At 62.4% G+C, this 22,328-nt stretch carries 20 protein-coding genes and 2 pseudogenes; 7 read left to right on the top strand and 15 right to left on the bottom strand.

What is annotated here, in order from left to right:
• Window positions 1-427 precede the first annotated feature (427 nt).
• The 7 genes from GNZ13_RS33785 to GNZ13_RS33755 form a co-directional block, all read right to left on the bottom strand.
• Window positions 428-1,159, bottom strand: a complete 732-nt coding sequence (locus GNZ13_RS33785) for a phosphorylase (protein WP_172172644.1) — start codon at window positions 1,157-1,159, stop codon at window positions 428-430.
• A gap of 3 nt (window positions 1,160-1,162) precedes the next feature.
• Complete coding sequence (gene shc, locus GNZ13_RS33780) at window positions 1,163-3,199, bottom strand: squalene--hopene cyclase (protein ID WP_172172642.1); 2,037 nt, start codon at window positions 3,197-3,199, stop codon at window positions 1,163-1,165.
• Window positions 3,196-4,467: a hydroxysqualene dehydroxylase HpnE gene (gene hpnE, locus GNZ13_RS33775; protein ID WP_172172640.1), complete on the bottom strand. Its 1,272-nt coding sequence runs from the start codon at window positions 4,465-4,467 to the stop codon at window positions 3,196-3,198. Before hpnE ends, shc begins: the two co-directional genes overlap by 4 nt.
• A 4-nt stretch (window positions 4,468-4,471) precedes the next feature.
• On the bottom strand, window positions 4,472-5,320 hold the full coding sequence (gene hpnD / locus GNZ13_RS33770) for a presqualene diphosphate synthase HpnD (RefSeq protein WP_172172638.1): 849 nt from the start codon (window positions 5,318-5,320) through the stop codon (window positions 4,472-4,474).
• 203 nt (window positions 5,321-5,523) lie between these two features.
• Window positions 5,524-6,462 carry a sensor domain-containing diguanylate cyclase gene (locus GNZ13_RS33765; RefSeq protein WP_172172636.1) on the bottom strand — a complete coding sequence of 313 codons (939 nt, stop codon included), beginning with the start codon at window positions 6,460-6,462 and terminating at the stop codon, window positions 5,524-5,526.
• Window positions 6,459-7,082 (bottom strand): chemotaxis protein CheC, encoded by a 624-nt coding sequence (locus tag GNZ13_RS33760; protein ID WP_172172634.1) that lies wholly within the window; start codon window positions 7,080-7,082, stop codon window positions 6,459-6,461. The genes GNZ13_RS33765 and GNZ13_RS33760 overlap by 4 nt, the downstream gene beginning before the upstream one ends.
• On the bottom strand, window positions 7,075-7,443 hold the full coding sequence (locus GNZ13_RS33755) for a response regulator (RefSeq protein WP_172172632.1): 369 nt from the start codon (window positions 7,441-7,443) through the stop codon (window positions 7,075-7,077). The genes GNZ13_RS33760 and GNZ13_RS33755 overlap by 8 nt, the downstream gene beginning before the upstream one ends.
• Before the next feature lie 686 nt (window positions 7,444-8,129).
• Between GNZ13_RS33755 and GNZ13_RS33750 the strand changes: the two genes are divergently transcribed.
• Window positions 8,130-10,418 (top strand): hybrid sensor histidine kinase/response regulator, encoded by a 2,289-nt coding sequence (locus tag GNZ13_RS33750; protein WP_172172630.1) that lies wholly within the window; start codon window positions 8,130-8,132, stop codon window positions 10,416-10,418.
• 216 nt (window positions 10,419-10,634) lie between these two features.
• Complete coding sequence (locus tag GNZ13_RS33745; RefSeq protein ID WP_172172628.1) at window positions 10,635-11,678, top strand: hypothetical protein; 1,044 nt, start codon at window positions 10,635-10,637, stop codon at window positions 11,676-11,678.
• Window positions 11,679-11,730: 52 nt separating this feature from the next.
• Here the strand turns inward: GNZ13_RS33745 and GNZ13_RS53975 are convergent.
• From GNZ13_RS53975 to GNZ13_RS53605, 4 genes and pseudogenes are all read right to left on the bottom strand, one after another.
• A pseudogene (locus GNZ13_RS53975) lies at window positions 11,731-11,826 on the bottom strand (NADPH-dependent FMN reductase); the annotation flags it as partial.
• Between the two features lie 276 nt (window positions 11,827-12,102).
• A complete protein-coding gene (locus GNZ13_RS33740) occupies window positions 12,103-12,372 on the bottom strand; it encodes a DUF6723 family protein (protein WP_236002312.1) in 270 nt (89 codons plus the stop codon).
• Window positions 12,373-12,385: 13 nt separating this feature from the next.
• Complete coding sequence (locus GNZ13_RS33735; protein ID WP_172172624.1) at window positions 12,386-12,670, bottom strand: hypothetical protein; 285 nt, start codon at window positions 12,668-12,670, stop codon at window positions 12,386-12,388.
• 543 nt (window positions 12,671-13,213) lie between these two features.
• Window positions 13,214-13,345 (bottom strand): hypothetical protein, encoded by a 132-nt coding sequence (locus GNZ13_RS53605; protein ID WP_256390494.1) that lies wholly within the window; start codon window positions 13,343-13,345, stop codon window positions 13,214-13,216.
• A 450-nt stretch (window positions 13,346-13,795) separates the two neighbouring features.
• Between GNZ13_RS53605 and GNZ13_RS33730 the strand changes: the two genes are divergently transcribed.
• Window positions 13,796-14,404 carry an RNA polymerase factor sigma-70 gene (locus tag GNZ13_RS33730; RefSeq protein ID WP_172172622.1) on the top strand — a complete coding sequence of 203 codons (609 nt, stop codon included), beginning with the start codon at window positions 13,796-13,798 and terminating at the stop codon, window positions 14,402-14,404.
• On the top strand, window positions 14,385-14,594 hold the full coding sequence (locus GNZ13_RS33725) for a zf-HC2 domain-containing protein (protein ID WP_172172620.1): 210 nt from the start codon (window positions 14,385-14,387) through the stop codon (window positions 14,592-14,594). Before GNZ13_RS33730 ends, GNZ13_RS33725 begins: the two co-directional genes overlap by 20 nt.
• 96 nt (window positions 14,595-14,690) lie before the next feature.
• Here GNZ13_RS33725 and GNZ13_RS33720 read toward each other — a convergent pair whose 3' ends face one another.
• The gene (locus GNZ13_RS33720; RefSeq protein ID WP_172172618.1) at window positions 14,691-14,981 is read right to left on the bottom strand and encodes a DUF1272 domain-containing protein; all 291 of its coding nucleotides are present in this window, start codon (window positions 14,979-14,981) and stop codon (window positions 14,691-14,693) included.
• Between the two features lie 137 nt (window positions 14,982-15,118).
• Window positions 15,119-16,492, bottom strand: coding sequence for a GntT/GntP/DsdX family permease (locus GNZ13_RS33715; RefSeq protein WP_172172616.1), 1,374 nt, complete (start codon window positions 16,490-16,492; stop codon window positions 15,119-15,121).
• Between the two features lie 228 nt (window positions 16,493-16,720).
• Here GNZ13_RS33715 and GNZ13_RS33710 point away from each other — a divergent pair, with 228 nt between their 5' ends.
• Window positions 16,721-17,704 carry a sulfonate ABC transporter substrate-binding protein gene (locus GNZ13_RS33710; protein ID WP_172172614.1) on the top strand — a complete coding sequence of 328 codons (984 nt, stop codon included), beginning with the start codon at window positions 16,721-16,723 and terminating at the stop codon, window positions 17,702-17,704.
• Between the two features lie 27 nt (window positions 17,705-17,731).
• On the opposite strand, the pseudogene arsC reads toward GNZ13_RS33710, so the two are convergent.
• Window positions 17,732-18,092: pseudogene (gene arsC, locus GNZ13_RS33705) on the bottom strand (arsenate reductase (glutaredoxin)).
• Between the two features lie 584 nt (window positions 18,093-18,676).
• Here arsC and parA point away from each other — a divergent pair.
• Both parA and GNZ13_RS33695 read left to right on the top strand, forming a co-directional pair.
• Entirely contained in the window at window positions 18,677-19,339 is a 663-nt protein-coding gene (parA, locus tag GNZ13_RS33700) for a ParA family partition ATPase (RefSeq protein WP_054034704.1), read from the top strand.
• A gap of 24 nt (window positions 19,340-19,363) precedes the next feature.
• Window positions 19,364-20,419 (top strand): ParB/RepB/Spo0J family partition protein, encoded by a 1,056-nt coding sequence (locus tag GNZ13_RS33695; protein WP_172172612.1) that lies wholly within the window; start codon window positions 19,364-19,366, stop codon window positions 20,417-20,419.
• A 92-nt stretch (window positions 20,420-20,511) separates the two neighbouring features.
• On the opposite strand, the gene GNZ13_RS33690 is transcribed toward GNZ13_RS33695, so the two are convergent.
• A complete protein-coding gene (locus GNZ13_RS33690) occupies window positions 20,512-21,861 on the bottom strand; it encodes a replication initiation protein (RefSeq protein ID WP_172172610.1) in 1,350 nt (449 codons plus the stop codon).
• Window positions 21,862-22,328 lie beyond the last annotated feature (467 nt).

Raw genomic sequence — 22,328 nt, 5'->3', positions numbered from 1 at the left:
CTCCGAATACCGGGCTAGGAAATTAGCGTGCGGAACGGCGAGGCCGATGATGGCTGACGTCAGCCCTGAAGTTTGCTGATACAGCCAGGAACACTGCGCGCACCGGAGCCACACGAGCGGCAACCGGAAGCGGTGGGACTTAATACGGATAGTGTGTCTGAGCGAAGCAGGCGGTTTCATGAAGTGCGCTTCGGCGCGCGAAGCGCCGCCGGAAGTATGACTCCCTTGTCACTGACGCCGAATGTGCGAGGGCACAGATTCCAGATGCACCACTACCCCCTCCAAGCCAGGGGACCCGCTTAAGAATTAGCGGTGTGAGCCGCTTTCTTTGCTTATCTTTCTTTGCGGCGGCAAAGAAAGTAAGTGCCTGCCCCGCACAGGGGCGAACGCTAATAATCCAATATCAATTCAAGGAAAGGCCAAAACCTTAGGCAACACCCAACCGCAAAACCCCCGCCTCCCCCATAGCATGCCGTGCCTGCACTAACGAAATTCGCGCCGCCCGCGCATCAACAGCAACCTGAATCAGCGCGCCCAACTGCGCCGGCTGCCGCAACAACTCCCGCAAAATCGGCCCCAACGCCGTAGTCCCATCATCCCGCAAACCAGCGGTAGCAGCAGAAGGCAACGTCCGCCAGGCCGGATCAACAATCGCCCGACACACCGCAAACGGCACCCCATGCGCAGCGGCCGCCGCACCGGCAATATGCGATTCCATATCCACAGCCAAAGCACCCGTAGAGCGATGCAGCACACGCTTGTCGTCCGCGCTGACCAACGGCGCAGTCACAGCAGCCATAAGCCCACGCCGCAGACGCGCCGCCAGCGGCCCGGTCGACAACGCAGCGGCGAACCTATCAGCCCATGCCCGATCAGTCTCAAGTCGCCCAAACGGCCCCTCGACAGCCTCCGCAACGATCAGCGCCCCCGGCGCCAAGTCAGGCGCCAACCCACCCGCGGTACCAAAACTGACAATCCCCGAGCAGCCCCGCGCAACCGCCGCGCTCAACGCCCGCTCCAGCAGATCGGCGCGCGCCGCATAAACCACCTCAACACCCTTACCACGCGCGATGCGCGCTTCAAACGCCATCCCCGTCACCACGATCACCGGCAAGGTGCTGCGACCGGCGTCGGCTACCGGCGTTGTCGAAAGCGCCATCCGTTACATCCCGACCGCGACGCGCGTCAGCCCGTTGCGTTTCAGGTGACGGAAGCGAGCCAACGCCCACAACGGGAAGAACTTGCGATAGCCGTGATAACGCAGATAGAACACGCGCGGAAAACCGGTCGCCGTGAAGCGCGTTTCGTCCCACAGGCCGTGCTCGCGCTGTTCGCGCTGCAAATACTCAACGCCACGCGCCACCGCCTCGTGATTCACCTCGCCCGCCGCCATCAGGCCCATCAGCGCCCATGCGGTTTGCGAAGCCGTGCTCCGCGCGCGCTCGTAGCCGCGATAGTCGAGCTTGTAGCTCTCGCCGCCCTCGCCCCAGCCGCCGTCTTCGTTCTGGATCGACAGAAGCCACTGTGCTCCGCGCTTCATGCGCGGGTCGTCGTGCGGCAGACCCGCGGCGTTCAGCGAACACAGCGCGGTCCACGTGCCGTAGATGTAGTTCAGGCCCCAACGCCCGTACCAGCTGCCGTCCGATTCCTGCTCCTTCAGCATGTAATCGAACGCGCGCTGCGCCGGCTCGCTGCCCTGCGGAAATTCGCCGAGTTGCGCGAGCATCGACAGGCAGCGGCCCGACACATCCGCGGTCGGCGGATCGAGCAATGCACCGTGATCGGAGAACGGGATGTTGTTCAGGTAGTACTGCGTGTTTTCCGGTTCGAACGCGCCCCAGCCGCCGTCGCTGCTTTGCATGCCGACCACCCATTCGCGCGCCCGCGCAATGGCTTCGCGATCGACATCCGATTGCGTCAGCGCTGCCGAGCGTTGCATCGCCATCACCACCACCGCCGTATCGTCGACGTCCGGATAGTGCGCATTGTTGTACTGGAATGCCCAGCCGCCAGGACGCACGTTCGCACGGCGCGAGATCCAGTCGCCGCGCACGTCGAGAATCTGCAGCGGACGCAGCCATGCGAGCCCGCGCTCAGCCGCTTGCTCGGCATGCGTTTCGCCGGTCTCGAGCAGCGCGTGCGCCGCGAGCGAGGTGTCCCACACCGGTGAAAGGCACGGCTGGCAATATGCTTCGTCATCCTTGATGACGAGCAGCTTTTCGATCGACTGACGGGCGATCGCGCGGTTCGGATGATCGGCCGGATAGCCGAGCACGTCGTACATCATCACCGAGTTGGCCATCGCCGGGAAAATCGCGCCGAGGCCGTCTTCGCCATTCAGCCGTTCGTCGACAAAGCGCACCGCCTCGCGCACCGAACGTTCGCGCGTCGCCTTCGGGAACAGGCCGTCGATCATGCGCAGCATCACGTCCACGCCGCGGAAGAAGCGGAACCAGCCGAGGTGCTGATGCGGCGCCCGGTCGCGCATGCCGGTATTGACCGGCGCGCCGCGGAACAGCTCATCGATACGCACACGACGGGGATTGCGCGCCACCGGCCGCTTCGCGTTCAGCACCAGCAACGGCACGATCACGGTACGCGCCCAGTATGACACCTTCGACAGATGGAACGGGAACCACTGGGGCAGCAGCATGATTTCCACGGGCATCATCGGCACGGCACGCCACGACACCACGCCGAACAGCGCGAGCAGAATCCGCGTGAACACGTTCACCGTTTCCGCGCCGCCGTTCGCCAGAATCGCTTCGCGCGCGCGGACCATGTGCTCGGCATCCGGCGAGTCGCCGATCATTTTCAGTGCGAAGTACGCCTTCACGCTGGCGCTGATGTCGAGCGCGCCGTCGGTGAAGAGCGGCCAGCCGCCGTCCGCCAACTGGATGCGGCGCAGATAGCCGGCGATCTTCTGTTCCAGTTCCAGGTTCGGCGTTTCGCCGAGATAGTGGACGAGGAGCACATATTCGGCGGGAATCGTCGCGTCGGCTTCGAGTTCGTAGACCCAGCGGCCGTCTGGCTTCTGCGCGGCGAGGATCGCGTCGGTGGCGCGCGTGATCGCGGCGTCGAGCGGCGTTGCGGCCGCTTGCGGCGCAGCGTTCGGCACCGCGTTTAGCACAGTCGGCGCCGCATCGGCGAATTCAGGCAGGACGGCGTCCAGCGGCTGGGCTTGAGATAAGTCGGTCATCGGCGTTCCATCGGTTGATTCAGCAGCGTGTCCGCGGCCTTCTGGCCGGAGCGGATCGCGCCTTCAATCGTCGCGGGCAGGCCGGTGGCCGTCCAGTCGCCCGCGAGCATCAAGTTGTTCCAGCGAGTGCGCGTGCCGGGGCGCAGCGTTTCCTGATCCGGCAAGGCGGCAAATGTCGCACGTTTGTCCATCACGACCTGCCAGGCCGGCATTGGCTCGGCTGGCAAATTGACGGCCTGAGCCACTTCGGCCCAGATGGTTTTCGCGAGCGCTTCGTGCGGTGTGTCGAGCAGGCGCTCAGCAGCGTTGATCGTGACCGACACGCGGCCCTCGAAGGCGAACAGCCAATCGGCCGTCGCATTGAGCAGCCCCGTGATCGGCGCCATACCGAACGGCGGCTCGACCGCGAAATGCACGTTGACGGTCGCCGCGCAGCGATTCGGCGAGCGCAAGCCGGGCACGAGCGTCTGTGCAATGTCCGGCGGCACCGCGAGCACCACGGCCTGGTTGGCATCGATCGCGATGCTTTCGTCCGCGAAATTCAGTGCCGAGACACGACCGGGGCCGCTATCGGCAAACACCATGTCCTTCAGCCGCGACTCGAGCCGGATTGCCGCGCCGCCATGCTGTAACAGACGTAGCGCCGGGTCGACAAAGGCGCTGCCCAGACCGTTCTTCGCCACCAGAGGCCGGCACGCCAGACCGCCGGCGACCAGCGTCTCTCTGACCATCACGCTCGTCAGCTCCGCCGACGCTTCACGCGGCTCGACATTGAGCATTGCGAGAAACAGCGGCCGCAACAGGCGGTCCCACAACGGGCCATTGCAGCGCATGGTCTGCGCCACACTGCGCCCGGGCTTGGCGAACAGCAGCGGCCCGAGCGCCAGATAGTCGCTTGGGCCGGTATTCGGCACGCGCGCGTTCGCATCGAAGATCCACCAAGGCAGACGGCCCGGCGACATGCGCACGGTCCAGCGCGCCCGCGTCGCCAGATCCACGAACGGATACTCGGGCTGGGCCGGACCGGCCAGCTCGTCGGCGGCGCCGATCGCGCGCAAATAGTTGAGCGTGGCGAAATTGCCCGACAGCACCATGTGATTGCCGCTGTCGATGGTCGCGCCCAGCTTGGGGTCGTAATACGAACGGCAACGGCCACCCGCCTGGGGCCCCGCTTCATGCAGCACGACTTGTGCGCCGCGGCGCTGCAATTGCACTGCCGCGGCCAGGCCGGCGAGGCCGGCGCCGATCACATGGATGAGCTTCGGCATCAGCTCAGAAGAGCGCGTAACGCGCGACGATCCACAGCAGGCGCAGTTTCGGCTTGCTGACCTTCGTCCGCGGAATGTCGAAACCGCGATCGAGCGTGCGTTCGAGCAGCACGCGATAGACGCCCGACATGATGCGCGGTGCCCGCACGTGGTTGCGCTGCTCGCGGTCCATGATCGCGTCGGAGGCGGCGAAGTGTTCCTTGGCCCGCTCGGCGAGCGTGGCGCAGACGCGCGGCAGCGACGGATCGTCGGCGATCTGCGTCGGGTTCGTCACGGCGATGCCTTCGCGCGCGAGCAATTCGTGCGGCAGGTAGCAGCGGTTGATACCGGCGTCTTCGTCGATATCGCGCAGGATGTTGGTCAGTTGCAGCGCGCGGCCCAGATGGTGCGCCAGCAGCCGGCCCGACTCTTCCTGCATCCCGAATATCCTCACCGATAGGCGGCCCGCCGCACTGGCGACCCGGTCGCAGTACAGGTCGAGCGTGCCTTCGTCGGGCGCGCAGATGTCGGCGGCGGCGTCCATCGCCATGCCGTCGATCATCGCGTGAAAATCTTCGCGTTGCAGGTGAAACGTATGAATGTGCCGCGTCAGCGCGCGCAAGGAAGCGCGCGGTGCGCCGGCGTAGCACGCGTCGATGTCGGCGCGCCAGCTCTCGAGCGCGGCAGCGCGTTCGGCGCGCGGCATGTCGCTGTCGGCGATATCGTCGACGGCGCGGCAGAAGGCGTAGACCTGATACATCGCGTCGCGCTGCGCAGCCGGCAGGATGCGCATGGCGAGATAAAACGAGCTGCCGGACGTGGCGGCAGCGGCGTCGATTTCTGTATCGTCCACGACAAGATTGGAAACAGCCAAGACGATCTCCGCTGGAGGCGCCCGCTGAAAGGCGTTCAAGAAGTTTTAATGCTTACCCGCAGGGCAAGCGGCCCGCGCGCGCGGACACGCGCGAAACACCCGGCTGGGATGCCGGAAACGGCGAAAAGTATAACAACGTTTGTGAGATGACGCAGTTTTGGGGGTGAATAAGGGGCCGGAAGGAGGGCCTCGGCGAGCCGCATTCAGGTAAAAGCCACCGAGCGGTTGCGTCCCTGCCGCTTCGCGCTATACAACGCAGCGTCGGCTTCGTTGATGAGCACGTCGTACGCCGGCACGCCCACGCGCGCCGCCGCACCGCCTACGCTCGCCGTCACCGGCACGCTCGTGCCCTGCACTTCGACCGGCGTATCGGCGATCGTGCAGCGGATCTTTTCCGCGACCCGCATGGCGTCTTCGAGCGGCGTGCACGGCAACAGCAAGGCAAACTCCTCTCCACCGAAGCGCCCGAAGGTATCTTGCGCCCGCACCACCTCGGCGACCCGCTGCGCCATCACGCGCAGCACCGTATCGCCGACGCCGTGGCCGAACTGGTCGTTGATTTTCTTGAAGTGATCGAGATCGAACAGCAGCACGGACATCTCGCCGCCGTAGCGCTGCCAGCGCGTGTACTCGTCGCGCAGGCGCGCTTCGAAGTACCGCCGGTTGGCGATGCCCGTCAAACCGTCGCGGTCCGCGTATTCCTGCAGCTTGGCAACCGCCTCTTCACGCTCGCGCTGCACGATGCTGACATGCGTGACGTCGGAGATGGTCACGCACACGGCCACCACTTCGCGATCGCGCATGAGCGGCATGAACGTGCAGTCCTGCTGCATGAAATCGACGCCGCCGGTAATCGGCCGGTCATGATCGAACTTGAAGAGATACGGGCGCTGCTCCCACGAACTGAACGCGAAACTGCCGAGCTGAAACACGCTTTCGATCTTGCGCGACAGCCACACGCGCGGCAGTTCCGGAAAATGCGTGAAGAGCGATTTGCCGACAATCTGTTCCGGCGACAAGCCGCTGTGATCCTGCATGAAGCGATTCCACATGAGCACCTTCATATTGCGATCGAGCACGAAGATGCCGAAACCGACACGTTCGACAACCAGATCGCTCAATGAGTCCACGGGCACGTTCATAGGCTGGACAACAGTTCGTCGAGCGCCTCGTTCATATGGCGAATCGACTCTTCGGCCATTAGCATCACGAGGTGCGCGCGAAAGCTCTGGTCCTCGAGCGCGAAATTGACTTCGACCAGCAGCGCGACTTCCCATTGCAGCAAGCCGGGCTGGAACACTTCGTCGAGCGTCATCGCTTCGCCGAGCAGGCCCGGCGCGGAGAAGACGGGCGTGCGGCCGAGCTGGTCGAGAATGCACGAGACACACGCGCCCGTCAGCACGTTCGCGACGTCGAACACGAGTTCATTCTGGCTCACCGCCTCGTAGCTCGAGCGCGAATACGGATCGCTCACGAGCGCACACAACTGGTCGATGCTGTCGCTGCGGCAGATCACCAGCGCTTCGCCCTTGATGTCGGAGCGAAAACCCTGGCGCACTGCGCTCACCGTGTCCTCGATCCCGGTCATCTCGCGCAGCGCCTGTGCCGCCTCGCTCACCGCCACCACCTTCACGCGCGGCACCGACAATTCGATGAACGCATCGAGCAGACGCGCGAGACGCGTCGCAGCCTGGCCCATCGCCAGATTGGCGACCTCCTGTAGCGCGTCGCGCCGGTCTTCGTTGAGGACTGGCTCAGACATACAACCCGTACTCCTTGAGGATGGGCAGTACCGCCTCGGGCGTCACGGGCTTGGCGATGAATGCGGCAGCGCCGAGCGTGCGCACGCGCGCCTGGGCCATCGGCTGAACATCGGCAGAGACGACGATGACGAAGGTGTTCAGGTCCTCATGCTGCAAGGCTTCCAGCACCTGATAGCCGGTCATGTCCGGCATCGTCAGGTCGAGGAACATCACCGACGCTTTGCCTTCGCGATACAGGCCGAGCGCTTCGCGCCCGTTCGTCGCGTAGGACACGTCGACATCCCAGTCCGGCGGCAATGCCTTGGTGAGCACCTTGCGGGCAAGCAACGAATCATCGGCGATCACAATAGGCAAAGACATGGGCAGGTCGGTAAGCGAAATTAGCTCTTGCGCGTTAACGGCGGGTAGAGTCGGTTTCTTTAGCGCGCGGTCTGTCGACCAGCAGTAAAGCGGGCAGAAGCTTGCGAGAATGTAGCTTGCAAACGAGGCAAACGAGCGGGGAGAGCGCGCAGCGATGCGCTTTTGACGGATCCCGTGGGCGCGCATGGATGCGTGCGAGCACGGTGGACGACGGCGATGACCGGCATGTTCGAAGCCTACCCCGTAGATGAATCCGCGCGGCTTCATGGATCGGGCTGGTCCCCTTGCCGCGCGTGTTTCCGCGAACGCCTGCCGTCACGCGTTGTGCGCGTTGTCTGGCGGCCCTCGCGGCAAATGCATCCGAACATAGCGGACACATTATTTATGATGGTGTCGATTTTCGAAGCAAAACGGCGGAAAGGCAATACGTCAATCTCGCATTGGTTAAATAGATTTTCCCATTAAGCACTATTTTTGAAAATATTTTGGTAGATCCGGAAGGATTTCTTTTACATTTATACTTTTGTGTACGTTTGCGCTTCTCGATTTGTCACTGATTCAAACGGCAGACAAATCAGGAGCCGACCATTTGTCACAGTAACGAGTATCGCCGCTACACGTCTATGCTTTTTGCATGAACCCGGCTTCCGGCCCTTTCGTCCCGAACGACCTTAGCGTTATCGACCATGACATCAGAACGGTTCGACCCGCCCGAAGCGAGCCGCCTTCCCGCTAGCCGCCAGGACGAGGCGCGCTTCCCAGCCGTGCCGGAACAGAATTTCCACATCCGGCGCATCACGCTGATCGCGCTGTTGATCGCAGCCATCGTGCTGCCGTGCGTGTACATCGCGGCGATGGCGTTCAGCGACCTGCGCGCGCGCATGGCCGACGCGACCGACGTGACGCTGCGCACCGTGCGCGTGGCGGAAGAACACGCACTGAAAGTGTTCGACATGAACGAGACGCTGGACGCGCGCATCGTCGATCTGACGCAAGGTCTGGACGACAACGGCATTCGCGCCAAAGAAGGCGAGATTCACGAGAAGCTGCGCACCATGGGCGGCGGTTACCCTCAGGTCGCGGCCGTCTCGATTTTCGGCCGTGAGGGCGATCTGCTCGCCACCAGCCGTTTCTATCCCGCGCCGGTGTTGTCGATTTCCGATCGCGACGATTTCATCGGCATTCGCGACGGCAAGGGCCTCGAGCATGTTTCAAAGGTGATGGCGGGACATGTCGTGGGCGAGCAGGTGTTCAACATGGGCATGGAGCGCCTCGCCGCCGACGGCTCGTTTGCCGGGGTCGTCTCGGTGGCACTGCGGCCCAGCTATTTCGACGCGTTCTACCGGGAATTGCTCGGCGGCAGCGACAGCACGCCGATGACCATGAGCCTGCTGCGCACCGACGGCGCGATCCTTGCGCACTATCCGCGCCGCCCGCGCGAGCCTGTGCTCATGGCGCCGACTTCGCCGCTGGCCGAAGCGCTGACACAAGGGCGGCGAGCCGGCGTCGTACGGATGCATTCCGACATCGACGGCGACAATGTGATCCTCGCATTCCGGCGCATCGGCGCCTATCCGGTGTACGTGTCGTGCGGCTATCGCACCTCGGCGATCTGGGCCGCGTGGTACCGGCATCTAAGCGTGCTGATCCTGTCGATGTTCACGCCTTCCATCGTACTGTGGTGCGTGATCTGGCTGTCGCTGCGCCGCCTTGGCGCCGAAGAGGAAGCGTGGGAGCGCTGGCAGGCCGAGGCCTCGATGCGCCGCTCGATCGAATCCGCGTATCGCCAGTCGCGCAAGATGGAGGCACTCGGCAATCTGGTCGGCAGCGTGGCGCACGATTTCAACAACCTGCTTATGATCGTCTCGGCCAACGTGCAGATCGCCCGGCGGCGCGGCACGCCGGGGCTCGACCGCGAGTTGTCGGCGATGGAGCGGGCGCTCAAGAGCGGCCAGTCACTCACCCGGCAATTGCTCGGCGTCGCGCGCAAGCAACCGTTGCGCAACGAGACGCTCGCGCTCGAGCGCTGGTTGCCGGCATGCCGCGAACTGCTGCGCGCGTCGCTCGGCGCGAAGATTTCGCTGGTGATGGACATCGGCGTCGATATCTGGCCCATGCGTGTCGACGTCGCCGAGCTCGAACTGTCGCTGATCAACGTCGCCGTGAACGCGCGCGACGCCATGCCCAACGGCGGCCGCTTCACGGTTCGAGCCGCCAATATCAACTTCCGCCGCGAGGAAGGCTTTCCGCTGACCGGCGACTTCGTGCAACTGTCGCTTGAAGACACCGGCGGCGGCATGCCGCCTGACGTGCTCGCGCGTGCCTTCGAACCGCTTTTCACGACGAAGCCCAAAGGCATGGGCACGGGTCTCGGGCTGCCGCAAGTTTTCGCTTTCTGCGAACGCTCCGGCGGGCTCGCCGCGATCGACAGCGCAATCGGCGCAGGCACCTCGGTGCGACTCTATCTGCCGCGTGCCACGGGCGCGCCCGAGGCCGAATTGCCGGCGGAGCCGGGCGTCGAGGAAAGCGGCGCGCCGCACGGCTTGCGCATCCTGCTGGTCGAGGACAACGATGAAGTCGCCGCCGGCACGGAAGCCCTGTTGCAGATGATGGGCCACCAGGTCACGTGCGTGTTCAACGCCGATACCGCGCTGCGCCTGTTCGACGACGCCCACGCGAGGCAAGCGCGCACCGGCGAGCCGCTGCCGTTCGATCTGGTGCTGTCGGACATCCACATGCCCGGCACGATGAACGGCATCGACCTGGCCGAAGCCGTACTGGCTTTCGACACCAGGTTGCCGGTCATTCTGGTCACCGGCTACGCGGAAGAACTCGACCGTGCGCGGCACGTGGACGTGCGGGTGCTGTCTAAACCTTTTGATATCGCGTTGCTGGAAACGCTCCTGCAAGCCATCCAGCGCGATCTGGCGCATACGGGCGCCGATCCGGCTGCGGCCGCGCATCCGGCCGGCTAAAGCCTGCCTTGTCAGCATCGCCGCCAATTACCGGCGGTTGTAAAAGCGCAGCAGCGGTATGCCGCGGCTTCTACGGAACCCGATCGGCGCAGACGGCCAGCAGCGGGCGTGAAGGCATATCGTGCCGGGCCCGGCATGATCGTTGCGGTGTTTTCAGGGAGGAGGCCGACGCGCTCTTGCGCCGTCTGTTCCACCTAGAACCGTCGGGAGACAGCCATGCGACACACTGTGATTGGTTTATTCGACACCTATTCTCAAGCGGAAGCCGCGCGCGACACGCTTGTGCAGACCGGTTTTGCACGCGAAACGATCGAGTTGCAGGCGAATCCAGAACCCTCCGTCGGCTCCGCAACTGACGAGGTTGCCAGTGCCGGCGTGCTCGCCAATATCGAGCGCTTTCTCTCGAGTCTGTTTGCGACCGGCCCCCGCGCGGCGGAGACGGCCCGCTACGCCGAAGCCGTGCGCCGCGGCGCCGTGCTGGTCTGCGTGAACGCGGCGAGCGAATCGCACGCGGAACTCGCTCGCAATACCTTGAAGAGACTGGGCGCGACCGACATCGGCGAACGCTCGCCCGGTTGGGACACGGCGCGGGAATCGAGCCGCGATCATTCGATACTCGACGAACTCGGCATCGGCGCAGTGACGCTCGGCACGCCGCATACATCGAGCGTGACCACGCCCGGCGTAGGGACGCCCCGCGAGGCGACGCCGGGTTCGACCACGCGGCCTGCAACGCCGGCTGATCCAGGCTATCCGCCGCCGCTCATGGGCACCGACGCCGAGCCGTTCGTCCCGCCGCCGCCGGCTGAGCGGCCGATGCGCGACCCGCTCAACGAGCCCGTCACCAACCCGCTGGTCGGCGATGCGGGACGTACCGCGATCGCTGCCGCTTCGATGCCGGGCTCGGGTGCGATCTTGCAGCCGTCGGAAGTCGTCCCCGAAACGCGGCAGCCGACCGCGGGTTCAGGCGACCAGATTCCGAACGAGTATCTGGAATACGAAGAGGATTTCCGCACGCACTACGACGAGCAATACGCTGCCGAGAACGCGCGCTACGAAGATTACGTGCCGGCCTACCGCTACGGCGCGGAGATCGGTCAGGACGCGCGTTATCGCGACAAGCAGTGGGACGACGTCGAACCGGAAGCCCGGCGTCACTGGGAAACCACCTCGCCGGACAGCACGTGGGAGCGCTTCAAGCTCGCCGTGCGTCATGGCTGGGAAAGGGTGACGGGGCATCACCACGACCACCACGTATAGGCGGACGCAGTGGCAGCGCCGGCGTGCCGTGAGATCGTGGCAAAGGCGGCGCTTCCGCGGGCGCGAGTGAAATCACGGCTTGCGCCAACTGGCGGTTGAACGACGCGCGGCGCAGGCTGCCGACAACGACCGCGATGTGATAGGCCACGTTCGCTTCCTTAAGGTGAGGCGCTTGACGCGCAAAAGGGTACGAACTGTCCATCATAGGCAAAAGCCGCACGGGATGGCTGCGGCGAGTATAAAAAGGGCCACTTCTGGCTACGCAGGACCCGACCTCGACACTGCTACCGGGGGATAACCCGGCGGCACCCAAAGTTATCCACAGATTTACTGAATAACCTTGTGGATAACTAGTACTTTTGCCTTGTCAATCAAGCATGCTTTCGGCTTAGGACGATTTGAGGCAAATGAACCTGGTTCGCTGTCATTCCGGGACAGCGATGTCGCCATCCACAAGCTGCCAGCCATACGTCTCGGCAAACAGTTGAGCCGCCTCGGCATTTTCAAAAAACGGCATGTCCGCGTGGCCCTGAAAGGGATAGATCACGCGCTCGTCGCTCAACCGGATCACTTTCAGCGTCGGCACCGTCCCGCTGGAGGTCCGGCGCGACGATGCGGCGACCTGATAGTTAGCGCGGCCAGTTAGCGGCGTGGAATTCGCGCCCTGCGAGCGCCTGGAAACGTGACTTGCCATTGGTGCGCCCATATCAAAGCCCGGCGATCGACTGGCCGGCAACCATGCCGTCGATCACCCGTTCCGCGTAACTCGCTGATGCAATGCGCGCGTCGCCGGCCGCGCCAAACGGAGAACGGCTCGGCACGCGAAATACGCGGCTGCTGGTCAAGGTGTCGTCGGTGCCGCGCCGGCAGATTCGCACGGCGGCGTCGAAGCCCGCATCGTAGTGGCGGGCGCCATCGGGAGAGCGCGGCTGGTGCGGATAAACCAGCGGATAAATCTCCAGGCCCCGGTAGCTTCTGATCGTATTGCTCATGGTGCTCGTCTCCGGTGAAGGATCTCGCATGCAACGTGTCGCCGTAAGTGCGGCGTGACGCCGGGCGAGTCGCGGCGTTTCAGCGAAACACGGTGTTGATCGACAATGCGCGTAAAGAGCGGCCGCTTCTGTCTGGCCACGCCGACGACACCGCGAAGCGAAGTAGAAGGAAAGGACCCCGTTCGATTCAGGGCACTGTGATGAGAGGCGGATGCCTGAGGGACTGCGTGAGACGCGCAGGAGAACTGCAAGCTGTTGACCCACTGTAACACGTTAGAAGAGCGAGCATTAGGCGCATTTGCGCGCCGGGCGCGGGTGTTGCTTCGGCGTGTCGCGTATTGTGTACCGCTTTCTGTGTCATGACGCTCGCATGCCGACGGAGTGGGCCTGCGGCCATCTTCTGCCGATGCCCTACACGCGCGTCAAACGTGCTGGTTTAAATGCAAAAAGGGCGCCGTTTTCGGCGCCCTTTTTTGACTTTCGAGAACCTGTCTCCTCAGCAGACTCGCGCTGGACAGGGATCCGGCTGCGTCCACCAAACGATTAGTTGCCGAAGAACACGTTGCAGTACGATGCCGGGCCGTTGCATTGGGCCGGTGCAGCCGCCTCAGCTGCGCCCGAAGCAGCAGCAAACAGGGCGACGGAAGCGATCAGAGCGGTAAGAATGCGTTTCATGGTGCGACTCCTCTTCAGCATTTCGTTTGCGATCTGGTGCGATCGATGGACTGAAGAATAGCGATTCAGTGCCCGCATAAAAATACCGAAGACGAGAAGACATTTTTTCAAGTAGTGAAATAATCCGCGGGTGTATTTGGGGCAGGTTTGAGACGTGCCTAACGGCACGTCTTGCCCATGCGCTTATGGTTAAGCGCTCACCACCGCAGCATTGATTTCATTTTGCGCAATAATGTTTTTCGCTGTCATAAAGCCCGTTGCGGCACGACTAAGGTGATCAGGTCATCACTTGCTGGCGGGCACATGTTCAATACCGATTCGCTTGCGCTGGAACGTGCGGGAGAATGGCGCACACATCCAAGAACTGCGCGAGCAGACCCACCCGCCTATGAACCACAACGATTCAGAAGAAAACGTGCGGCAACCGCGAGCGCGGCGACGGAGCGTGCCATGGCGCAAGTAAGCGGGCCGGCGCTCGACGATCCCGTCTATCTGACGCAACTGCGGCGCGACCTGTTGCGCTTCGCCCGTTTGCAACTACGCGATGCCGCTGCCGCCGAAGACGCCGTCCAGGAAGCCTTGGCCGCCGCCTGGACGCAAGCCGACCGGTTTGCCGCGCAATCGGAGCACAAGACGTGGGTGTTCGGCATCCTGCGGCACAAGCTGGTCGACACCTTGCGCGCCCGGCAGCGCACGGTGAACCTGTCGGCGCTCGAATCCGAAATCGACGGCGAAGCGCTGCTCGATCGCGAGCTCTTCAAGGACAACGGCCACTGGTCGCGCGAGGCCAAGCCGCAACCTTGGCCGACGCCGGAAACCGCGCTGCGTCAGCAGCAATTCTGGACCTTGTTCGAGATGTGTCTGGAACACCTGCCCGAGCACATCGGGCGCGTGTTCATGATGCGCGAATTCCTCGATCTCGAAACCGAAGCGATCTGCGCCGAACTGCAGATGACCGCCAATCACTGCAGCGTGCTGATCTACCGCGCGCGGCTGCGCTTGCGCACTTGCCTGAGCGAAAAGGGCCTATCCAGAGAGGATGCGAATGGGGAAGTGTAAGAACATCACGCGCCTGTTGTCGGACGCGCTCGACCGCCCTTTGACGATCGGTGAATGGGTCGCGATCCGGCTGCATCTGCCGACTTGCAGCGGCTGCCGCAACTACCGCAAACAGATTCGCCTGCTGCGCGTGGCGGCGCGTACGGTGAGCGGGATTGCGTCGCCGGAAGCGGACGGCAGCGACGATTGAAGTGGCGTCTGGGCTTGAACGGTGCCGTCGAGGGGTGCCCTCGTGGGCTGCAGCTGAGAGCGGCGTATTGAACGCCACCCTCAGCTCGTGGCTTGTTTAGCGCTCGCCGGGCGGCGTGTTCCGGTAGCGCTCGAAGAAGCTGGCGTGCGACGCTTCATCGATGGAGACGGGATGCGCTTCGGCGCGAGCCGGATGTTTGGCCAACTGCGCACGAGTGCGGATCGGCCGATGCTGGAAATTGCCGCCGCAGTTGGGACACACATTGCGCAACGCGCTGAGCGCACACACTTCGCAGAAGGTGCATTCGTACGTGCAGATCATTGCGTCGGGCGCGTTCGGCGGCAGTGATTTGCCGCATCCTTCGCAGGACGGTCTCAGTTCAAGCATGGTGGCTCCGCGTGGACAGGGGAGCGAGGGGCGGGACTGCACCTCGCCTATGCCGAAGCAGTGTAAGCGGACAGGGCCGTGCGGAATTGACAGCCGAGCGTCAATTCCTGCCACCGTTTGCGATCCCTATGCCGGGCTCAGGTCAACATGGTCCACAACGCGAACGTCAATACGAGGCCGACGACGGATGCGATCGTCTGCAGCACCGACCAGACCATCACCGTCTGCTTCAATTGCAGCCCGAAGTATTCACGCACCATCCAGAAGCCCGCATCGTTCACGTGGCAAAAGAACACGGAACCGGCGCCGATCGCGAGCGCCAACAGCGAATTGTGCGTCGTGCTGAGGCCCGCGACGACCGGCGCGACGATACCGGCGGTCGTGGTGGTCGCAACTGTCGCGGAACCGGTGGCCTGCCGCAGCGCGACGGCGATCAGCCACGCCAGCAGAATCAGCGGCATGTGCGCGCCAATGGCGATCTTGCCGATCGTCGTGCTGATACCGGCCACTACGAGCGCCTGCTTGAGGCCACCGCCTGCGCCGATGAGCAGCAGCGCGGCGATCGGCGGCAAGCTCTTGCGCAGAATGCCGCTGACCCGGTCGCGCGCCATGCCACGCGACCAGCCTAGCGCCACCACCGCGAACAGCACGGTGAGGCCGAGCGCGACCAACGGCTCACCCAGAAAATTGAGTGCGTTGAACAGGAAGGTCTCGGGATGAAGCAGAAGTTTGGCAACTGTGCGGCCCAGCATCAGCACGACCGGCAACAGGATCGTGATGAGCGAGATCGCAAAACTCGGCGGCTCGCCGGTGTTTTGATGCGCGGTGAACAGATTGCCCATTTCTTCCGGCTCGACCACGTGCATCCGTTTCGACAACCAGATGCCGTAGACCGGGCCAGCGAGAATGACCGCCGGAATCGCGACGATCAGGCCAAGACCGAGCGTCAGCCCGAGATCGGCATGCAACGCGCTCACCGCGATCAGCGGACCCGGATGCGGCGGCAGCAGTGCGTGCAGCGTGGTCATGCCGGCGAGCGCGGGAATCGCAATACGCAGGATCGGCTGCTGCGAGCGGCGCGCCATCACGAAGATGATCGGCACCATCATCACCAGACCGACTTCAAAGAAAAGCGGCAAGCCGACGATGATCGCCACCAGCGCCATCATCCACGGCAGCGTGCGTGGCGTGGAATGTTTGAGGATGGTCGAGACGAGCCGATCGGCCGCGCCTGATTCCGCCATCAGCGCACCGAGCATCGCCCCAAGCGCGATGATGATGCCGACGTCCCCGAGCAACGCACCCGCGCCTTTGCTGAATGCGCTGGCCACCGCTTCCAGCGGCAGACCGGCCGAAAAGCCCGCCGCGAACGTGCCGACCAGAATCGACAGAAACGGCGCGAGCTTCAGCACGCTAATGAAAACGATGATCAGTGCGAGCCCGAGCACGCACGACAAGATTAGTTGAGTGTCGTGGGATGACCACGGCGCGAGTGTTGTCGTCAGATGCACGATGTCCTTTTTTTTGATTGACGCAGCCGCGACTGCGCGCGGATGACGGATCGTAGCGGGGCGCGCCGACTTGACGCGGCCAGGCACGCAGACAGGGACCGCTGATGTGTCCCATGCCTTCCAGCGTGATTTGCTTATGCGAATTTATCGGTTCGTCCAGGCTTGCAGACGAATTATCGTCAGAGCCAATCGGTCCGTTTTGCGTCCGTCTTTTTAACGAGCACTTTTATGTCCCGTCATCCGCTGCTCAAGCGCCGCGCGTTTATCGCCGGTATGGGCGCATCGCTGGCCGCCGCGGCCTTGCCCATTGTCTCCACATCAGTCTTCGCCGCGGACACGCACGCGAAGGAATTTCGCATCGGTTATCAGAAAGCGGCCAGTACGCTCGTGTTGCTAAAGGCGCACGGCACGCTCGAAAAGCGACTCGCTCCGCTTGGCATCACGGTTAAGTGGACTGAGTTTCCCGCCGGGCCGCAGTTGCTCGAAGGATTGAATATCGGCGCGATCGACTTCGGTTATGTCGGCGAGGCGCCGCCAGTGTTCGCGCAAGCGGCCGGCGCGAACTTCGTCTACACGGCTTATGAGATCCCGACGCCGCATGCCGAAGGCATCCTCGTGCATCAGGACGCGCCGATCAAAACGCTGGCCGATCTGAAGGGCAAAAAGATCGCGCTCAACAAGGGTTCGGACGTTCACTGGTTTCTGGTCGCCGCATTGCAGAAGAGCGGCGTGAAGTACAACGATGTCCACCCTGTTTTTCTGCCGCCCGCCGATGCGCGTGCGGCCTTCGAACGCGGTGCGATCGACGCATGGGCGATCTGGGATCCGTTTCTCGAGGCGGCAAAACGCCAGTCGAATGCCCGCCTGCTTGCCGACGCCGAAGGTATCGTGAGTCACCATCAATTCTTCCTGAGCGCGCGGCCGTTTGCGCAGCAAAACGGTGACGTGCTCGCGATCATGATGGACGAGGTGGGTAAAGAGGGGGCGTGGGTACGTGGCCACTACAGCGAAGCAGCCGCCCAGCTCGCGCCGATTCAAGGGCTCGACGCAGGCGTGATCGAAGCGGGTTTGCGGCACTACGCGCACATCTACAAACCCGTCGACGCGAACGTACTTGCAGAACAACAACGTATTGCCGACACGTTCAGCGAACTGCGCATCATCCCGACAAAGATCGTGACGAAGGACGCTGCATTGCCTGCCAAGGCCTAGGTTACTTAGGCCGTGATGTTTCGACGCCTAGGCGAATAGCGCTTCGACATTTTCCGGCGGGCGGCCAATCACGGCCCGCCCGTTTCGCACGACGATCGGTCGTTGCAGGAGGATGGGGGTGCTTTGCCAATGCTTCGTATAACTGAGCGTCAGTCAACGTAGCGTCGGAGAGTTCGAGTGCTTTGTATTCGGCTTCGGTGTCGCGGATCATCTCGCGGACTGTGCAGCCTAGCTGCGCGTTGAGTTGCTTTAACTGCGCGACCGTGAGCGGCTGCTTCAGGTACTCAACAATTTCGGTTGCTTCGTTTGCGCTGTTGTAGGTGCTAGCAATCAGGTCGCACGTGGCTCGCGATTTTGAACAGCGGGGGTTGTGGTAGATGGTGATCATGGTTGTTTGGTAGGCGTTGTTGGCATTGGGTTGCAGGGAGGTTTTTGTGGGGATTTTAGCGGGTGGCGGGTATCGGGTGGTGAGGTCGCTGGGCGAGGCGGGGTGGGACGATCGGGTTTCGTTTGGTTGGGAAAGAGACTTTGCCTGTTGGTGATGTGGTGTCGTTCGGTTTATGCGCATAAAGACCATCGACACCAAACGACTCGCGGGCACGAGCGCGATCCGCATACGCCTCGTTGCCGCCAATAGCCGGGCCATGCAAAAGGGACGCTCGGCGCAGCACTGAATCCAAGATGACTGACGCTCCCCGCTACATCCGATAGCGCAACTCCACATCGAGCTGAGTCGCGTAGCGCGTCACTCCGTTCGCCATCTCATAGCGCCTGATATTTCCCAGGCGCCGCCAAACCTATTCCCACCGATAAGCGCATCGACGCCGCTACGCGTTAGCTGCGCCCCGTCACCGCCTTTATGCGCATAAACCTATCTCAAATCGCTATTTCGTCTCGCGTTTACACAAAAACGATTGAAATGCGAATTCATCCAGGTAAAATCCATCTGCGTCTAAAAAGAGGAGGTGAAGATTGGCAGCAGAAATCATCGCGGTAACTCAGCAGAAGGGTGGGGTCGGGAAGAGCACAATCGCGATGCACCTCGGCGCTGCGTTCCATGAGAAAGGCAAGCGCGTCCTCGTTGTAGACGCAGATGGTCAAAACACACTGGTCCACTGGGCCAGTGCATCATCAGACGGCGAAACCGGCATCCCCTTTCCGGTCGTCAATCTCTCCGAAGCCGGCAGCCAGATCCATCGCGAGATCAAGAAGTTCGTGGCGGACTACGACATCATCGTCGTCGACTGCCCCCCCTCCATCACCGAGAAAGTGTCCGGCGTCGTGTTACTCGCGGCGAGCGTCGCGATCATGCCAACGTCGTCGTCGCCCGCCGACTATTGGTCGAGCGTTGGATTGGTAAAGCTCGTGCAGCAAGCCCAGGTCATGAACGAGGACCTGCGCGCAGTCTTTCTACTGAATAAGACCGAAGAGAAGCGGATGTTGACGCGCGAACTGAAGCGCGCGTTGGAAGAGCTAGGCTTCCCACTGCTCAAGACCCAGATCCCGACGCGCGAAGCCTATAAGCAGGCAATGGCGTTAGGGCAAACAGTGCTTCAGATGAACGATCGCGGCGCCAAGCTCGCCGCCATCGAAGTACGGGCGTGCGCCAACGAGATCGCAGCCTTGCTCCCCTGAATTTATGCGCATAAAGGACCCTGAATGAAACCCTCCCAATTCGCCAAAGGCTTTCAAGCACGTCCTGATACGACCAGCAGCGAAAAGCGAACCGCCCTCGACCGCCTGAATGCGATCGACGGTTTGGTCAAGAATGGCGCCACGACTGGCGATGCGCCGAGCCGCCCCATCCAGTCGGTTATGTCGCAGGACATCGCGGAAGTCGAAGCGGTCGATATCGCCAATGAGTCGGCGGCCTACCGTGCGTGGCGAATCGAGCATACTTACCGTCCAGGCCAGGTCATCGAGCTCGCGCTCAAAACGATCAAGCCGAGCCCGTTCAATCCGCGCCACTTCTATCTGAAGTCGTCGATTGCCGAGCTTGCCGTCAATCTGGCGAAGCAGGGGCAGCAGCAGGCGATTCACGTCATTCCCGATTACGACAATCCCGGCACCTACTTTGTCAGCGACGGCGGCCGGCGTGTACGGGCGCTTAAGGAAGCGAACAAGGAATCGGTGAAGGCGATCGTTATCGATCTGCCGATCGGCATCCAAAGCTACAAGCTCGGCTACGACCTCAACGTCCAGCGCGATTCGCAGACGGTGTTCGACAACGCCGTCGTCTGGAAACGCTTTCTCGACGATCGGCATTTCCAGAGCCAGAAGGAGCTCGCCGAACATCTTGGATTGGACGAGTCGACCGTCGCGGTCGCCCTGTCGATCGCAAAGCTGCCCGAGGTGATAATGCATGAGATGGTCGCAAGGCCTGACCGCTTTGGTTCGAACATGGCGTATCAGGTGGGCCGATATCACACTGCCCGCGGCGCCGACGCTACGCTGCGTCTGATCAACAAAATCCTCTCAGACGACCTGAGCACGCGACAAGTCGCGGACATCGTGAAGGGCAGGGCAAGCGCGCAGGAAAGCACCAAGCCGGCGGGTCGGCAGCGCTATGCGCAGCGTCTGGAAATCAAGCTCGGCGGTGTCGCGGTAGGCGATCTGAAATCGTATGGGGACGATCGAATTGAACTGCGTCTGAAGGGTCTCACGCGTGAAAAGCGTGACGACATTCTTCGTCAGATTGAAAAGATGCTGAAGTAACTGCGGGGAAGTAGCAGAAGGACAGTATCAGCAGGAAAAAATACGGCGGCGCACGAAAGTGGCCGCCGTTTTTCTTGATGCAATCTTGATGATTACGCTGCGCGCGACTGGCTCAGCGTGAAGGCGAGCAGATCGCCATCGGTGGGTTCGCCCCAGGTTTTGCGAGCCAGCCAATCGAAGAACGCCGTTTCGACGATCTTCGAGTCCAGTCCACGACGACGCCAGTCGTCCCGCATATGCGTGCCGAGATCCGGCAACTCGTCTTCCTCAAACGACTTCCGCGCAATCTCCCGCTCGGACTCACCTTGCTCGTCGTAAAGCTCGCGCGCTTCCTTGCGGCGAACCGCCGAATACTCGCCAAGCAGACGCGCTTTCAGGTCGTCCGCCGGCGCGGCCACCGCGGCTTTGCCACCGCTACCGGACGGCAGCGCCTCGACCGGCGGCGCATAGCCCTTCTTCAACGCATCCTTGAACAGAGCCGGTGCGCTACGCACAGCGGGCAACGACGTGCTGCGCATGCGTTGCTCGGTCATCTGCAGAGCCGCGCGAATCCGATTTTCTTCGCTATCGGCATACAGTGTTTGCGCTTCTTTCAGCGGAATGCCGATCTTCACCATCCGGTCGACCAAGGTGCTGTCGAACACATTCGGGTGTTCGTCGAGTGCGAGCATGGGCTGCTTGCGCTCGGTCACGCGGAACTGGATCTCGGCGACCCGCCGCCCTTCCCGGTGCTCGATCAATTCGACAAAGATGTTGGTGACCGCATTCACTTCGGCGATGGCCGGGCGCAGGTAGTCTCGCTTGAAGTACTTGTATTCGCGCTTCGCCTCGTCACCCGCTTCGGTGTCCGGTGTGCCGGAGAGGATAGGGCGCCACCATTCCCATGATTCGCGCATCGTCAGATGGCTCGGGTTGGTCAGGTAGCGAACGCAAATCTCGTAAAGTGCGAGACCCGCGCTACTGCGCAGCTGGCTTTGGAACTGCAGACTCAGCCGTGCATACTGAACCGGATCGAGCAGCTTCTTCTTGATCTTCGGCGCAAATGAGAACTCCACCCAGACGCGGCGGGTGGTGGGGTCCTCGAGAATTTCCGCGTCGGCAATCAGCGTGGAGATACCCCATTTCCGGCCCGGTTTCTGGCTGGACGTACCGGTACTCCATTCGACCTGCACCGACACCATACGCCGCAGGTGCTCTTTCACGAGCGCCGTGTCGTTCGAATCGAATGCTGAATTGGCGACGATGTCGGACAGCAAGGCCCGATAAGTGTCACCGGACTCGTCAGCTTGCTGAGCGACGGCAAGCAGAACGTTGAACAACTTGCGGGTGAGCAGCGTGATCTTGCCGCTCTTGGGCTGGATGGCGATCGCCTCGACGGCTTTGCGCAATTCGGCCGAGCTCGGGCTGACTACATCTGTCTTCTTCGCGCGCTTCGTGGCCATGCGTCTGGTCGAGGAGGGATTTGCCGAGAGCATACCGGCTGTGGTGATACACGTCTATAGCGTGGGTCTCACCGTTCCCGGTGAAGTGAGTTTACGAAGCGCAACTCACCTCGAGCAACTCCCGAAAACCCTCACCTCACCCGTTTCGCGCCAGGTTCAGGGCATCCTTACAGGCCGCGGCCTCCCGAAATACTGACCGATTTCTGACCTGCCGCGAACGGGAGCTGTTCGATCCCGAATCTTCTCACCTCAAAAAAATTCTCTTGAATTTTGGCCATGCGCAGGTTGCGAGCGGGGCGCACTCGCCCTGAGTCTGTGGCGCGAAGGCGCTTCGGCTCATTTCGGCGAATAGGGGAGGGGAGGAGCCCGGCACGCGCGCTGAACTCGCTATATCCAGGTGGGTGCCGCAACGAAGCTCGCCGGAACCCACGCCCCGTCGATCGCGGCCATATGGCCTTCGCCGCACA

It is taken from the genome of Paraburkholderia elongata, from assembly GCF_013177735.1.
Taxonomy (GTDB): Bacteria; Pseudomonadota; Gammaproteobacteria; order Burkholderiales; family Burkholderiaceae; genus Paraburkholderia; species Paraburkholderia elongata.
Note: the sequence above shows the minus strand (reverse complement) of the source record. Positions and strands in the feature narration are given on the sequence as shown.